Genomic DNA, 15,788 nt, shown 5'->3' on the forward strand with positions numbered 1-15,788 from the left:
CGTAGCCAATGCGAATGTCAGTAACTTTGTGAAAGTTGATGCCAAAACTTACACCTTTGATGTCACTCCCGCTGCTACTGGTAATGTCACAGTTGATATTCCCGCAGCCCAAGCTACGGATACAGCCGGTAATAACAATATCGCAGCCGCGCAACTGACTCGCACTGCTAATATCACCACACCTATTGTTGATGTCACTCCACCTACTGCTAACTTGAGTGCAATTTCTGACATTACTACAGCCGACGGTACAAGTCAGACATTGACAGTTACTTTCAGTGATAGTAATGGAATTGATGTTACCAGTTTAGATAATTCCGATCTTGTTGTAAATGGGTCAGGTGGTGCTATTCCTGCACAATTTGTCAGTGTCGATACTAATAGTAATGGTACGCCTCGGACAGCAACTTATTCGTTGACTCCGCCAGGGGGAAGTTGGGATAGTGTTGATAATGGTACTTACACTGTTAATCTGCAAGCAAGTCAGGTTAAAGATGCACTTGGAAATCAGGCTGTTGCTGCTAGTTTAGGAACTTTTAACGTTAATGTTGCGGTACCAACTCCTGCACCAACACCAACTCCTGCACCAACACCAACTCCTGCACCAACACCAACTCCTGCACCAACACCAACTCCTGCACCTGTAACAACACCAACTCCTGCACCAACACCAACTCCTGCACCTGTAACAACACCAACTCCTGCACCTGTAACAACACCAACTCCTGCACCCGCACCAACACCAACTCCTGCACCCGCACCAACACCGACACCAACATCTGGGGAAACGCCCACACCCGCACCAACACCAACTCCTGCACCATTCGTAACGCCAATACCAACACCAATACCAACTCCTGTACCATTCGTAACGCCAACACCCGCACCAACACCGACACCTGCGGAAACGCCCACACCCGCACCAACAATAGCGGTAACGCCCACACCAACAACCAACAACATCCCCAACGATGACTGCATCTGCGATGACATTGACTATCCCAATTTAAACCAACCGAATTCAGTTGAAAACACGATAGTCGGTGTATCGACAATTCAAATAGGGACTGCCAAAAATGATGAATTACTGGGTAGCAACACGGGCAATATATTCGATGCCAAATCCGGGGATGACAACTTGTATGGTGGCGATAGCAGCGACATTCTCAACGGTAACAAAGGCAATGATTTTATCAGCGGCGGCACAGGTGATGACATCCTATTTGGAGATGAAAATAATGACATTATTCTTGGCGACTTGGGCAATGATTTAATCTTTGGAGGCAAAGGCAATGACTCCATAAATGGCCGCGAAGGTAATGACATCGTTTATGGGAACAGAAATGATGATTTCATCGATGGCGGCAAGGGTAATGACAGCTTATTTGGAGGCAAAGGTGATGACATAATCCTTGGCAGTGAGGGAGATGATTACTTGTTAGGAAATGAGGGTGCGGATACCATCTGTGGCGGTGAAGGTAATGATTTTATCAGCGGTGACGAAGGCGCAGATATCTTGGGAGGCTGTGAAGGAAATGATACTCTTTACGGCGGGGAAGATAATGATACTCTCCTGGGCGGAAAAGGTGATGATATCCTTTACGGAGAATTGGGGAATGATAGTTTGATTGGCGGTAGCGGCAATGATATCTTTGTCTTAAATGCAGGTCAAGGATTTGACCGGATTGCTGATTTTACCATTGGTCAAGATTCGATCGCACTAAGCGGAGGTTTGAGCTTTAGCCAGTTAGCAATAACTCAAAATACTCAAGGTACAATTATCAAAAATGCCTTGACAGGAGAAGAGTTAGGTGTGATGATTGGAGTGAGTGCCAATTCGATTACAGTGGCTAACTTCATGCTGGTTTAGGGAAGAATGAAAAGTGCGAGATCCCTTCCTTCAGTACAAAAAAGACCAAAAGGGTTCTCGCACAAGCATCTGTAGGGACACGGCAGTGCCGTGTCCCTACGGAATATTGAATGTATTTCACATACCTGGAATCTGCTGTAAATTATCTTTCATTCGCAGAACGCCGCCGGACACGGCAGTGCCGTTTCCCTACGGGCGATCGCCCTTAATTAATGTCTAGCAAAAATTTAATTATTATTCATACTTGCGGCCGCGCCACTGAGTAGGTTGATTTAACGCAGAAATTAGAATTCGCAAAAACGCCAGCGGATCGGCTAAAGGTGACAGCCAAAATAGCCATTTACCAGAGGCCTGAGTTGTATCGTAGCTTGGGGCGATCGCGAAACACAAAGCCGATCGCACCGCAACCAAAAATACATTCAATCCCAATAGCAAACCGTAGGGAAACACCGCCACAGGCGATAACAAACCAAATAGCAAATAGCACAGTAAAATCGGCACCGGCAAACCTTGAACCGCCAGTAACAGCCACAAATCGCCCCAGATTTGAGCGCCAGAAGCAGCATCTTTCAAATCGAGCGATCGACCCCATTCATTCCAAGTCTCGATCGCCCCCTCATACATCCGCACCTTCAACACCTTAGCCCCATCCAAAAAGCCCACCTTAAAGCCCTTAGCAGCCGCATAGCGAGCCAGAGTCACATCATCGCAAAAAGAACCTTTTGCCACCTCGTAGCCCCCTAACGCCACCAAAACCTCGCGCTTACAGAGGAAACACTGACCGTTCGCCATCACCCGTTCCGGCACGTCCCCGCCAGTTCCCGTCGGCCCGAACCGATAAACCAAAGTCATTAACAAAGCAGGCTGCAGCCACAACTCCCCCGGATACTTGAGGATAAACTGCGGCGACAGCGAAATCAGATCGTAATTTCCAGCTTTCGCCGTTTTGAGCAAACTCGCGATCAAACCCGGATGCGGCACAGTATCCGCATCTATCCCCAAAATCCACTCGCACTTCTGGGAACTTGCCAAAAAACCCCAATTCAGCGCCCAGGGCCGCCCCACCCAGCCCGCCGGCAGCGGATCGTCGTTAATCAAGCGAAACCGGGGGTCTTTTTGTGCTGCAGCTTTGACTAAATCTCCGGTTCCGTCTACCGAATAGCTGTCAACCACGATCGCCTCTCGGAGCTCGTAACTTTGGCGGCTTAATCCTTCCAAACAAGGCGAAATTCGATCGGCCTCGTTCAAAGTCGGCACCACCGCAGTACAAGCCCCTAACAAGTCCAGCGTCGGCGATTCCGGTTCCAGGGGCGGAATGCGCGACGGGCCTTTAATTAACCGCGACATTAAAAGGGCGGCGGCGGGTAATTGCAGCAGCAAAAGTGCGGCAGGTAGGATGCTTGTCAAGAGATTTGGCATATTAGGGGCGATCTGATGGATTTTAGATTTTAGATTTTAGATTTTAAATTGAAGAATTGGGAATTGCGAATTGTGGGTAGTATTAATTTGAAAAATTTAATCAAATTTTAGCTTTAAGCATCTTACAGTACAGTAGGGTGCATTAGCGAAAATTGTCGGAAAAAATTCACAATTTCCTAACAGACGCACGCTTGGAATAAATGGTGTAAAGCGAATTAAATTAGGAGTTTAGAGAGTGTCCGGGGGAGCATCTGGTGTTTTGCACAAAGCATTTTTTTATTGAGCGTGCGAGTTCTTAAGCTCGCAGGCTCAATGCAAAACTCAGATGCTCCCCTGTCCGGGGGAGCGACAGTAATCAAATTAGTCCGCACTACCAAAGGTTTTTATTATGGTAAACCGCACAGAATATGAGACTTGAGAATTACTTTTTATGAGGCGCCCTACTGCTAATCTCTAGCTGAAAAAACCCGGTTTCTTGTAGAAACCGGGTTTTTAAATTAGCTCAAAATTTCGTGTAAAATTTTGCCAAATCAGCAGCGATTGCACGGGGGCCGCTTACTTACGCAAAGCACCGACGCGCTGAGAAGGAATTTCAGCTTTCAGAGCAGATTCCAAAGACGGAATTGCTTCTGTTAAGTCATTTGCTGCGGGTTTCGCCAGCCAGCTTAAAACGATCGCCGGAACTACACCCAGAAGCACAGCTAAGGATGTCGGGAACCAAAACCGAGAATCCAAGGAAGTTACAGTGATAATTGCTCCAAAAGCAAAGTTTACCAAATAAACAATTAACGGCAAACCCATTTCCGATCGATCTAATTTAATCGACGTTTTTCTCCACAAGAAAGCTGCTACTGACATAAATAGCGCTCCAGTACCCATCCAGCCCGCCAAGTTGCGGTAAGGCATCCCGAAGAAAGCCCCAAGTTCTTCAAACTCCCAAAAAGGTACTGAAGTTTGACTCATCGCCGGATCTAGTACAAAATCCCAAGCTGTCAGAAGCAAAGAACCAAGGGCGATCGCCCCGATTTGGCCCACCCAGTTGAGTTGGCCTTTACCGCCACCGACTCCAGCGCGAGCAATTATATAGGAAACCAGTCCCAGATAAAACCACGACAGCGGAATTGTAAACGGAACTAGCCCTGCAATTTTGTAGCCCAAACCGCTCAAGTAGTGATAGTTTCCGAAGGGAAAACCCGTACTCGTTCCCAACAACTCGCTACTTAAGGACAAAAACACAGAAGGCACCAAAAATGCCAGAGTTGCACCCAACCCCAACGTCCGATAGGCATAGATAGCAACCGCTGCTGCACCAAAAATGATATAAACTACTCCACCCCCAGCCATCCCCCATTGGAACAGAGTTTGTCCGGCGGGCGGTAAACTCATCACTAATTCAGGATTGGGTACAATCAGCAGCAGCCCTGCCAATCCAAAAGCCATTGACACGACGTGGGCTATCAAGCAAAAGCGCTCAGCCATCAAAAGTTGCTTCATGGGACTCCTCGAAAAAATATTAGATGCAGAAAGCATCCCCTAACAGTTTACAAATCTTTAACATCTTTAACAAAAAACAAAGACGAACTGGGAAAATCAGAATTTTCTGAATACACTGCGATCGCCCCAATCGCGAACCCGATTATACAGAATCCCCACCCCAATTAAAAATCAGCAACTGGGAACCCAGCCGGGCCAACCGCAGAGCGATCGCCAGCGAAGTCAATGGCAGCTAGGAGTTCGCTTTCCCCGACGATCCAGAATTTTGCCGATGCAGTGCGATCGTCCCGCCCGCGGCCTGTCAAATCATGTCAGGTCGATCGACAACAATAAATAAGGTTCGTAGTGCGGACGACCGTCCACCCAAAGTTCGTAGTGGGGACGACCGTCCGCCCTCATGCCCAAGACTTGCATTCGGCACAGATCAGTTTTTATTATGGTAATCAACCATAATATTGGAATTTCTGGTTTTCCCGAATGGATTATTGGTAAAGCCACCCCTCCAAATTTTTGGCATTAGTGCCAGATGTGGGTCAGGATTTAAAACCCTTAGAGCTTTTCTTTTTGTCCTGCGGTTTGGACTTTGACTTGTTAACTTCGCCTAAAGCTTGCTGAAATAAGTTGTTCAGGTGCAGGGGAACGCTGGCAATTTCCGGGAGTTCTGGTTCTAAGGGTTTTTTAAACTCTTGCAGTAAAGAATCTAAATCAGTCTTGATCGCAAAATCAGTCCGCTGCAACACAGTTTGCAAAATTTGTTCTAATTTCGCTGGATTAACTTTCGCTAACCGCTGCCAAATCCAGGCATTAATTGCAGCATCTTCAAGATAGCTGCGAACCAACTTTTCATAACCAGGAATGGTTGAAAAGTCCTCTGCTGCCAGCATTTCGGTAAATTGAGCGTAGGTAGACAAAAAAGTTTGCCCCCAGCGAGGATGAGAAAGTGCTGTCACCTTTTCGGCTTTTTTGAAGCGATCGGGCAATTCGACTTTCGGCGTTACCATTTTTGAACTAGCATTGCTGTCGAGCATTACCTCAACGGCTTTAGCATCCGCGCCTGCTGCTGCGATGGCCGCGGCTTTGACCTCTTCTCGATCGACTCCAGCATCTTCCACCATATCCGCCAGAGATTTAGTTTCATCAACGCCGATCTCAGCTAGGTGTTTTTTAGTGATTACTTCCTGAAATTCAGCCAACTTTTTATTCAGGTGATATCCCGATAGCGTCACTTCGTCGCTACCAAAAAATTCGGTAAAATCTTCGTCGTACTTTTCTACCGACTTCCAAGCTTGTTCTAACAGTTCCGGCGCGTCACTGTACAGGTTATTTTTGTAATTTTGCTTGAAATTGCCGATCGCCACAGCCAACTTCGGCTTGCCCAATTTCCCCATCTGAATCGCAGGGCCCGAGAGTATCCACCAGTCATCGGTGAGGGGCGCAATCCGAGCCCGCAAGATTTCTCCTAACTTTAAGCGAGACATTTGTTCGAGGAAATTAGCGCTGTTGGGCTTGACAGCGTAGTGCTTGGCCGTCAGCCAGTTCATCAGTTCCAAGCTGTCGGGGGAAATTTGAGTAATCTCAAACAACGCAGGGAAGCTTCTGTGCTGCCAACTTTCTAGCAAACCGAGCTCGCTCTGGGTTAAATCCGGCTGACTTTCGATAAAAATGTCGATCGGCGTTTTATCTCCGACTTTACCTTCAACGGTAAAACTGTCAATCACTTGATTTTGCTGAGCAATATCATAGCGTTCGCCAGTCGATCGAGCTGCTGCAAAAGCTTCCAAAGCTACTGCTAAATCTCCTTCAGCATCCATCACAAAGTCAATTAAATTTTGCTTGAGCGTCCAAGCTTTTTCCAACATTTCATCCACAAGTAATACCGATTTTGAATGAGAGGATTTAGATTAACAATTATGGGACTCGATTGCGATCGATCGCCCAGATTGCGAAAAATCGCAGAAATATGCGATCGATGCCCGGTATCGTGTCCGATCGATTGCCATCACAAAACGATTCGTTGAATTGCGTACAAGAGTACCAACTCTGGGAGCGGGCTAAAGTCCGCACTACGAACTTTAGGAGCGGACTCAAGTCCACACTACGAACGAATCTTAGATTTGTCAATCGATCCGAATACGATATGAGTCCTGAATTAGTTTAATTTTATGGCTAATAGTCAAAAAAAAAGCGCCAATTTCCAACTCTGCTGTTAATATTTTTTTGGGCGATCCCAGTCGGAAAACCCGCCCTGGAAAAATTTTGCTGACAAATGGGATTTCAACGCAGCATAAAAATACCTCTCCCGCTCTAGAGATCAGCTAAAAATTCCCTATAAATTTGCTAAACTCGCGTTGAAAATAGTTTTTAATTTCAATGTTATCTTGCACCTGTGGCAAAAACTGGGAATAGAACCGAAAATCTAGTATCACAATCTGTATCTCTGGTTCAAAAACCCAGTTTTTATCAGTTGATAAACCTGGAGCGATCGAGTTTACGTGCATCTAAGACTGAAAAATACTTGCTGACTCGCAAACAACGGATACCGCGCCCCCGACGCTCCTCAGTAAATCTCCCAAAATTTTAGATTCTAGTTCCAGATTCCAGATTCACTGCGCTGCAAGTCAATCTAAAATCCCAAATCTAAAATCTAAAATCTAAAATCGATTGTGTTAGCGGCCGTCTTTGTCAATGTCGCCGGGAACAGCGCGTTCCACCCGATCCCAAGCGTCGCGCGTGGCGTGCTTAGCCTTTTCCCACTGTAGGTTCGACTTACCGCGATTTGTTTCGTAGTCGCGTTGCAAATCGTTTTCGATGTCGCTATAGCTTTTACCAGTACCGCCGTAACGGCTGTAACCCTCGTAGCCGGTGCGGTATGCAGGTTGATAATCTTCGTAAGTCGCGCTCGTGTCCGCGTAAGAACGGGTGCTGTAGTTGTTTTGCCAGTAAGTATCTTCTACTGTAGGGTCGATCGACTCTGCGACACCTTTACCCGCCAAACCGCCACCAAATGCGCCCACAACTGCGCCCACAACTGCGCCCACAGGCCCGCCGATCGCACCGCCGATCGCAGCACCCGCAGCACCCGCACTCGCAGCACCGATACCGGTTCCCACTGGATGAGCTCCTGTTTCCCCAGAAATCGGGTCTAGGTTAGCATCTGTTCCCTTCACTGTTTCTTTATCGTTGCTCATGATATTTTTTTCCTTTTATTTAACTGAATCTATGATTAAATCTACCTTTTAAGCTTCTATTTATTCATCTTCCTTTGGGATGAATCTGCTAGTTTAAAAAGCCTGGTCAGCGCCACTAAAAAACTGGTTTCAACGGAATAACTAAGTGGTTTTACAAGTTACTAAAACGACATAGGGTGCGCGATAGCACACCCTACATAGTTAGGTTCAAGCGATTTCAGAACGATGCTCTATTGTGTTCTCACCAAAGCTCCGTATTTACCAGCAACTTGAATTAGATAGATAGAAAATTGTTAATTTATTATTGACCCGTGACCTTTTCGATCAGCTCTTCAGCTTTTTGAACAATGTTTTCTTGCGGGTGCTCTTCGTTGTATTCCTTTAGACTTTCATCATAAACCTTCTCGACCTTTGCAGGATTTTGAGCTGTGTTGACGATATCTTCGTAAGCTGCTTGGGGATTGAGATCCTCAAATTTTTCTGCAGGGTCAGTAATTTTACCTGACTGCTGCGCCTGACTGCTGTATTGACCTGCTGCGTAAGCCGCCTGATTGGGTGCTAGCGCCATACCTGCTAAACCAATGAAAGCCAGCGTACAGATCAGCAAAATGCTTTGACTCAATGTTTGCCCGAGAGCTTTTAAAACCCGCTTCATATCGACATCTCCTGGTATTTTTTCGCAAAAACTATGGTGTTTGTTGTCCCGATCGGGCGATCGCGCGTCCAAAACCTTGGTTAAAGTGCAATCTTTGTTGCAGCTACCGTGTGTCGATCGATCCAAAAGGGCTATTTCTGATGATGTCCAATATATTAAACTCCTGCTTGCTATAATTACTTCTACCAAAAGATAGATTAGTTAAACAAGCAAAACTCATCTAGTTATGAGGGCCCGCAATTCGGCAAAACACTTGATCTAGCGGTTCTCCTACAATTATTGCAAACCCTCACTCTTCTCTCCTCTTCCTTCGCGATAAGAGCGCTTGCGCGCGGCGAAAGCCTAGCGCATCTTCGCGGTTCGTCAAAAAAAGCCCGTTCACCACACATCTAAAATTGCCATTAAAACCCGAACAAACTACACACACACCTGGTCTATGTTGAGGTTTCGACTCTGCATAGCTCTTTCAAATAGTTCGGTAGAAAGAGCTTGTTCTACCGACCAAACGCCAGGTTTTGCCAGTTTGCCTTCTAACATCAATTGAGCGATGCTGCCAGTACCGATGCCCGTAGCTGTAGCAGCATTTGGGTGTAGCGCTGTCGATCGAACTTTAGCCGGTTTACCGTTTTTGAGGCCGCTCACTTGCGATCGCACAGCCACACCCACACCGCTAAAATTATTGCTAACAGCAGTCATCCCGTAGCTGACATAGGACAAAAATTCAATCACCGAAGGATTTTTCAGCCAGCTATCGGGCCAGTATTTGGCAACAAACCAAGTCAGGTGATTGTAAAGGTCTGGAGACGTGCCGAATTTAGTAACAACTGTTTTTACTGGGAAAGTTTCCGGCAAAGTAATTGCTTCCGGCATATCGAACCAGTAAACCCCTGTTTGGCCGTAGGGTTCGGGAAATTCTATCGTTTCGCGATCGGTGTATGGCTTGATTTCCTGCATTTTGCCATCAATCAAAGCCTCAAAAGGAGTTTGCAAACCTAAGAAAGTAGTCCGCATCACCGTGACACCAGCACCGCCAGAACCACCGACAACGTAACTCAAATGCACCTGTTCGGCTGTATCTAATTTCTCGATATCTCGGCGCACCATGCTGTTAGAAACTCCCGGAAAAATTCCCGTGTTAATAATCGCTGTCACCCCAGCATTCTTAGCTGTTTCCCGATATTCTAAAGCTCTGCGAGTAAAACTGCGGCTGTCGCTGACATCAGCATAATTAACACCAGCTTCGATGCAAGTTTTCAATACGCTAGCATCTCGGTAGTGAAATGGCCCGGCACAGTGAACTACGAGGTTAGAGGATGAAACAGCTTGTTGCAAAGCGGCGCTGTCTGCTAAATCTAAAGCTTGATACTGCACCCTATCCGGCGGCAATCCAGGGCTAATAGAGCCTTCAGGGTTGCGCCCAGTAAGAGTAATTTCTGCGTCGGTATGGGTAACAAGGTCTTGAGCAACGCTGCTGCCAATTCGGCCCCGCCCGCCGACAATTAAAACTCGGTTTGTCATCGCTAAAAATAGGGTAACGCTAATCTGATTTTCTCATTGTTCTAGTCATATTTTCCATCTGCACAAAGGATGAATTTTTGATAAACAGTCGATCGTTGATAGTTGACAGTGACAGTTGGTAGGGGCCGGTGCCTGTGAGTGTCAGCCCGTTTTGAAAGAGCGCGAACCAGCTCCAAGTTTGGCAAAAAATGCTCCCGATTTAGAGAAGGTGTTAAGTTCGATCGCCCTTCGTTTTCCCTTGATGCGTCATCATGCTGAAGAAATTATCTCGCAATAATTATTCTGGCAAATCACTAACTTTATCAGCTCGGAGGAATAATATATTTCCAAGAGGTAACTCTCACTTTTTCTAGCCCTATGCTTTTAGCAATTTCCAAAACTCGATCGTAATCTTTTGCTTCCACGTAGCTTTTAGCCAGATGCTCCAATGCGACATATTTGATTGATTCATCAGTTGCAGAGCGAGCAAATTTGATAATTTTATCTGAATTATTTTCGGTATTTGCATATTGATAAATAATCGACCTTAACAACGCTCTTTGGTCAAATTCGTTCTCTAAGGTTTTAGTAATTGCTATAATTCGCTCGCATTCTAATTCTTGGGAGACCATCAATTCCGCGATTACCGCTAATGGATCGTCACCGGCAGAAATAGAAGCTGGAGCCATTTTAATAATCGACTCAAATTGTCCTAGTTCAGCATAGCGGTAAGCAATTGCCCATAACGCTTCGTCTTTGTGATATTCGTTCTCTAAATTTTCTGCAAATTCAAGTGCTTTGTCAAATTGCCCCGCTTTAGCATAACCGCCAGCTATATCGCTCATTGCCTCCCATTTCCAATCATTCTCATCCTCATCATCTGGATCTTTTATCATTCCTGCAATTTCCTTGGCCTGTTCAAATTGTCCGGATGCGACATAATTTTTGACAATTTGAATTAAGGGTGAGTTTTTCCAATCATTATCTATGGTTGCAACAATTTTCAAGGCTGCATCCGATTGTCCGGCTTTTGCATATTCATCAGCGATCCAAGCTAGAGCTAATTCTTTTTCCTCATTGTCTATTATTATTTCAGCAATCTGGATGGCTCGATCGAATTGCCCTATTTTAGCATATTTTCTGGCGAGCCGATTTAAAATCCAGGCTTTGTCACTGTCATTTTCTACCAGTTGGGCAATCTCAAAAGCTGTATCTAACTGTCCTAATTTTTCCTGGACATAGTAGGAGAGATGAGTTAACATCCAAGCTGGATATGGATCGTTTTTGATGACCCAAGCAATTCTGATGATTTGAGTCAATACCTCAGCAGCTTTGCTCGTTTGTTCTGTGTTACCGTAGCTGCGAGAAATAGAAATCAAAGCCATAGCTTTATAATAGTTACTTTCTATTGTTTGGGCAATACTGAGAGCCGAGTCAGCTTGTCCAGATGCTGCAACTTGAGACGCGATCGCACTTAACGCACAAGCTTGAAAATCCTCATCTTCTATGCCTCGTGCCACCAGAACAGCAGAACCGTAGTTTTCTACTTGAGCATAGCTGCGGATGAACGCATTTAACACTTGCTCTCTTACAGAAACTGAGCATTGAGGCAAAGCTTTAGGAATGTCATTCGGGAATGTTTGGGCTATCTGAAAAGCTCTCGCAAAATTTTCTTGAGCTTGCTCGATTTGTCCCAACTTTAGATGATTGTCGGCGATTTCAACCAACTCCAGAGCCTGAAAACGATCTTTTAAAAGTTGGGATGACATTACCTGCACTTCCTCTTGATTTGCTAACTATACAAAGTCATAAATAGGGACTTCCAGCGTGCGACTTGGCTGTTTTCCTTTCCAGATGATTTGCTGTAGTCGCTCTACAGTTTCTGGTGAGAAAAAACGCTCTCCTGTTTCTACACACAATCGGGCTGGCACATTTTCAATAATGATAAAATTTCCATCCATTTCAAGAGTATAGTTAACTCTTTGTTCAATCATGGTTTCTTTCCAGACTTCATTGCTCATTTTGAGTTCTCCTAACTTTGAAATTCATCCACAGTTCAGCGCTCGGTTCGTATAGGGTAATAATTTTTATCAAAGGGCGGGATGGATAACTACACTGGATGTGCAAAGGTCGAGCTGCTAGGGTAAAACCCAGTATCAGGCAGCTTGGACCATATTTGTCGTCTGGATAATCTTCGATAACTTCACCGCTTGAAATAGCCTCGCGCAGTTCTTGCACCCCGATCTGGCGGACGATGCTTTGATTGAGAGCGTGCTGTGAGAACTCAAACTGGCTTTGAACAATTTTATTGCGGATTTCTTCAATCATTACCAGGGTGCATAACAGCTTACGGATTTCCTTTTGATCTAAAACTTAACATTTAATTATACATAAAATCACCCTATTTTTCAACTAAGCTTACCAAAAACAGTCAATCAATAAGGGCGGGGAATGCCCGCCCCCTTAGCTTCTAATTACTCCGAAACACCGACTTAGCCTTCGATTTCAGAGAATTAGCTGCATCAGCCAAAGTCTGCGCGATCGGCTGCTGCGAGTGCATGAAAACGCGAGCCGTATTGCGTCCGGGCATCCCCGAAATCGAGCCGCCGGGGTGCGTACCCGCACCAGTTAAAAACAAACCGTCGATCGGCGTTTTGTAATTGGCCAACTCCGGTAAAGGACGGAAAAATATCATCTGATCCAGCGTCATGTCAACGTGGTAATAATTCCCCTTCAGCGCCCCCAAACGCTCTCCCAATTCGGCCGGACTTTCCACGCGGCGGCCGATAATTGAATTCTTGATATTCGGCGCGTATTCTGCTAATTTGTCAATGCAGCGATCGGCAACTTTGTTTTTCAGCTCATCCGTCCAACCCGTACCGTGCTGACCGGTTCCCTCAGCATTTTCGATTTGGTAAGGAGCAAAAAATTCAATCCAAGCCGTATGGTGTCCGGGAGGAGCCATCGACGGGTCTCTTACGGTAGGAAACACGACATACATCGACGGATCGGAATCGGGGATTTTGCCGATCGCAGGCTGAGTATGAGCAATTTCCACGTGTTTCACCGAGTCAGCAATTAAAACAGAACCCATTAAATATTCATCTCGGTGATTCCAGCGATCGAACTTAGGTACTTCGTTGAGAGCTAAATCTATTTTCAGAATAGTCTCGTTGTTATTGACAATTTTGCGATCCAATCTTTCCCGCAAATTCGGATCTGCACTGTCAACATCACTCTCATCCATTAAATGCAGAAACAGACGCTTCGCATCAATATTAGAAATGACACCTTTGGTAGCTCGATATTCTGTGCCGCCTGCAACTCGAACACCGACAGCGCGGCCGCTATCAACTAATATTTTCTCAACGTGCTGGTCGGTCAGTATAACACCCGCATAGGTTTTCACTAAATTGACCAGCGCTTGCACCAATGCACCAGTTCCTCCACGAGGCCGCGCCATGCCGGGATTGTGGCGCATTGCCATCATAATTGCACCGATCGCAATCGTTTTTTGCGAAGGAGGCGCGCCCAATTCTGAAGCGAGTCTCGCTAAGGGTGCTTTTAGAAATTCCTCATCAAACCACTCGTTGAGAATGTCTTCAGCGCTGGTAATCATCGTGCGAATAAAGTCCAGCGTTTTGTCGGGGGAACCGATGACTGAAAATAAGTCTTTGAGTTTGGCAATATCGTAGTTGCCGGCAATATCTATAATAGATTTTGGCGGCGCGTTGAACATCGGCACCATTGCACCTAAAGCGCGCTGCCAAAAGTCTGTATATTCGGCATATTTTTTCGCGTCGCGCTCGTTGTAGCGGGCAATTTCTGCACAAGTTTTTTCTACGGAAGTGTGTGCTAAGAAATATTTGCCGTCTGGATGCGGACAAAAAACCACTGGATCGCAGTAAAGATATTCTAAACCGTATTTTTCCAGTTCTAATTCTTCTACGACCGGCCCTAGATGGATAAATTCGTGGTCGATCGCGCACAAGTTGAATTTAAAATCTGGTAATTCAGGAATCGCAGCTTCGGTAGTCGCCGCGCCGCCGGGAACCGAACGTTTTTCTAACAAAAGGACTGTATATCCGGCTTTGAGGAGATAAGAGGCACAGACAAGTCCGTTGTGACCCGCTCCGATGATAATTACATCATAGGTTTGCATAGATGAAGCTCTGGGGATAGGATATTTTGTTTGATTTTACAAATGTTAACAAGTTGGCAGTCTCTATCAATAGAAATAGATTCATCTTCAGAGATTAGTTTTAGTATCTTACAAAAGATGGAGTTTTTGTTAAATGCTGTTGTGCGATCGCCTTCTTGTTTCTTGAATTGACCGATCAATTGTTTGCTTTCAACTGTCAATTGTTGAACCTTCGATCGCTCCTGCCAACTTGCCCCTGCATCATACCACAGATTTTGGGATTTACTTGCGTCACACAAAAAATTAATTATCAGTACGAGATCCCAAATAAACTCTTGTTTTGTAAACTAATGAAACAAAGCCTCGATCGCCGCAGTGAGCTTGATAAAGCTCGGTTAAATCCGAGATGATTTTCTGCAAGTGAGGCCCGGAGTTGGGAATGTACGATGCGCTTTTTGCCCGCCCGATCAAACCTGCTAAATCTACATTTTGTCTGTGAGCAAATTCGATCGCGCGCACGTCACTAAAATCTAGACTCGCAAGCAATGGCTCGATCGCGCGAGCTCGCTTTTCGGCCGGATGGCTGTTAGAAGCGCTTTTAACAATTTGAGTGTAACCTAGTGTCAGCGCATCCGCGCGATCGCGCAAATTCCAAACTACAGCCAACCTTCCCGACGACTTGAGAATTCGCCGAAATTCTGGTAAGCTTAAAACAGGATTAAACCAATGAAAAGACTGGAAACACGAGACTAAATCGAGGGATGAGTCGGGCAAATTAGTAGCTTCAGAAGTGCCTTCTCTAAACTCTACCCGCTCGTGAGGTGCAGCCGCTTGTCTCATTTCGGCATTAGGCTCGATCGCTAATACTCGAACACCTCTTTCTGCTAAATGACGCGAAGAAATCCCCGTACCTGCACCGATATCGGCTGCTGTTAATTGCGAAGGTTCCCCAAGTCCATCTAAAATCGCCTCAATCGCAGCGGCTGGATAAGTCGGGCGGTATTTGACATAATCGGCGGCGCGATCGGAAAATCGACCTAGCGGATTCATCTCGTATAGCGCAGGTTTAGAATTATAAGAATTCATGTTAATAATTTGACAGTTGGCAGTTTGCCGTTGACAGTTGGCAGTTGTCAGTTGTCAGTTGTCAGTTGTCAGTTGTCAGTTGGCAGTTGGCAGTTGGCAGTTGGCAGTTGGCAGTTGTCAGTTGGCAGTTGGCAGTTGGCAGTTGTCAGTTGGCAGTTGTCAGTAGTTAGTTGTCAGTAGTTAGTAGACATTTAACTACTAATGACTAAGGAATGAAGATTTAATAACTTAAGCAATTGCTCGTTACTTTCGCTCTGTCTGGTAATGCAGATAGGCGAGGCTCTGCCTCCTTTTATCTGCCAACTTACAGGATAGAGGACTGTAGGAGGTGTTTAAGTTATTAAGTTTTCGATTCTAATTATAAATCAATACGGTTTACTTAAAATTCTCTTAATAGAGCAACGAAGCAATCGCAGTATTATTTGGTTTTCAGAATAT

General features: G+C 45.5%; 16 protein-coding genes. 4 read left to right on the top strand and 12 right to left on the bottom strand.

Annotated elements, in window-relative coordinates; genetic code table 11:
* Together QUA01_RS02185 and QUA01_RS02190 are read left to right on the top strand one after the other, a co-directional pair.
* On the top strand, positions 1–1,870 hold a 1,870-nt coding region (locus QUA01_RS02185; RefSeq protein ID WP_333265739.1), incomplete at its 5' end, for a calcium-binding protein.
* Positions 1,871–1,883: 13 nt separating this feature from the next.
* Positions 1,884–2,090, top strand: coding sequence for a hypothetical protein (locus QUA01_RS02190; RefSeq protein WP_333087885.1), 207 nt, complete (start codon positions 1,884–1,886; stop codon positions 2,088–2,090).
* 14 nt (positions 2,091–2,104) lie between these two features.
* Here QUA01_RS02190 and cruG read toward each other — a convergent pair whose 3' ends face one another.
* The 7 genes from cruG to QUA01_RS02225 form a co-directional block, all read right to left on the bottom strand.
* Complete coding sequence (gene cruG, locus QUA01_RS02195; RefSeq protein ID WP_333087884.1) at positions 2,105–3,289, bottom strand: 2'-O-glycosyltransferase CruG; 1,185 nt, start codon at positions 3,287–3,289, stop codon at positions 2,105–2,107.
* A 555-nt stretch (positions 3,290–3,844) separates the two neighbouring features.
* Entirely contained in the window at positions 3,845–4,783 is a 939-nt protein-coding gene (gene cruF, locus QUA01_RS02200) for a gamma-carotene 1'-hydroxylase CruF (RefSeq protein ID WP_333087883.1), read from the bottom strand.
* Between the two features lie 164 nt (positions 4,784–4,947).
* A complete protein-coding gene (locus QUA01_RS02205) occupies positions 4,948–5,088 on the bottom strand; it encodes a hypothetical protein (protein WP_333087881.1) in 141 nt (46 codons plus the stop codon).
* Positions 5,089–5,316: 228 nt separating this feature from the next.
* Positions 5,317–6,642 carry a hypothetical protein gene (locus QUA01_RS02210; protein WP_333087895.1) on the bottom strand — a complete coding sequence of 442 codons (1,326 nt, stop codon included), beginning with the start codon at positions 6,640–6,642 and terminating at the stop codon, positions 5,317–5,319.
* 807 nt (positions 6,643–7,449) lie between these two features.
* A complete protein-coding gene (locus QUA01_RS02215) occupies positions 7,450–7,971 on the bottom strand; it encodes a hypothetical protein (protein ID WP_194012943.1) in 522 nt (173 codons plus the stop codon).
* 301 nt (positions 7,972–8,272) lie between these two features.
* A complete protein-coding gene (locus QUA01_RS02220; protein WP_333087879.1) occupies positions 8,273–8,752 on the bottom strand; it encodes a hypothetical protein in 480 nt (159 codons plus the stop codon).
* 291 nt (positions 8,753–9,043) lie between these two features.
* Positions 9,044–10,144, bottom strand: coding sequence for a saccharopine dehydrogenase family protein (locus tag QUA01_RS02225; protein ID WP_333087878.1), 1,101 nt, complete (start codon positions 10,142–10,144; stop codon positions 9,044–9,046).
* Positions 10,145–10,295: 151 nt separating this feature from the next.
* Here QUA01_RS02225 and QUA01_RS02230 point away from each other — a divergent pair, with 151 nt between their 5' ends.
* A complete protein-coding gene (locus QUA01_RS02230) occupies positions 10,296–10,421 on the top strand; it encodes a hypothetical protein (RefSeq protein WP_255513389.1) in 126 nt (41 codons plus the stop codon).
* Between the two features lie 25 nt (positions 10,422–10,446).
* Here QUA01_RS02230 and QUA01_RS02235 read toward each other — a convergent pair whose 3' ends face one another.
* The 5 genes from QUA01_RS02235 to QUA01_RS02255 form a co-directional block, all read right to left on the bottom strand.
* Positions 10,447–11,892 (bottom strand): tetratricopeptide repeat protein, encoded by a 1,446-nt coding sequence (locus QUA01_RS02235; protein WP_333087875.1) that lies wholly within the window; start codon positions 11,890–11,892, stop codon positions 10,447–10,449.
* A 27-nt stretch (positions 11,893–11,919) separates the two neighbouring features.
* The gene (locus QUA01_RS02240; protein ID WP_194066635.1) at positions 11,920–12,144 is read right to left on the bottom strand and encodes a YgiT-type zinc finger protein; all 225 of its coding nucleotides are present in this window, start codon (positions 12,142–12,144) and stop codon (positions 11,920–11,922) included.
* Positions 12,134–12,451 (bottom strand): DUF4258 domain-containing protein, encoded by a 318-nt coding sequence (locus QUA01_RS02245; RefSeq protein ID WP_333087873.1) that lies wholly within the window; start codon positions 12,449–12,451, stop codon positions 12,134–12,136. Before QUA01_RS02245 ends, QUA01_RS02240 begins: the two co-directional genes overlap by 11 nt.
* 142 nt (positions 12,452–12,593) lie before the next feature.
* On the bottom strand, positions 12,594–14,285 hold the full coding sequence (gene crtO / locus QUA01_RS02250) for a beta-carotene ketolase CrtO (RefSeq protein WP_333087871.1): 1,692 nt from the start codon (positions 14,283–14,285) through the stop codon (positions 12,594–12,596).
* Positions 14,286–14,567: 282 nt separating this feature from the next.
* Positions 14,568–15,350, bottom strand: coding sequence for a class I SAM-dependent methyltransferase (locus QUA01_RS02255; RefSeq protein ID WP_333087870.1), 783 nt, complete (start codon positions 15,348–15,350; stop codon positions 14,568–14,570).
* Between the two features lie 9 nt (positions 15,351–15,359).
* Here QUA01_RS02255 and QUA01_RS02260 point away from each other — a divergent pair, with 9 nt between their 5' ends.
* Positions 15,360–15,530, top strand: coding sequence for a hypothetical protein (locus QUA01_RS02260; RefSeq protein ID WP_333087868.1), 171 nt, complete (start codon positions 15,360–15,362; stop codon positions 15,528–15,530).
* Positions 15,531–15,788: the final 258 nt, after the last annotated feature.

This window comes from Microcoleus sp. S36a_B3, from assembly GCF_036700745.1.
In the GTDB taxonomy this organism is placed as follows: domain Bacteria; phylum Cyanobacteriota; class Cyanobacteriia; order Cyanobacteriales; family Microcoleaceae; genus Microcoleus.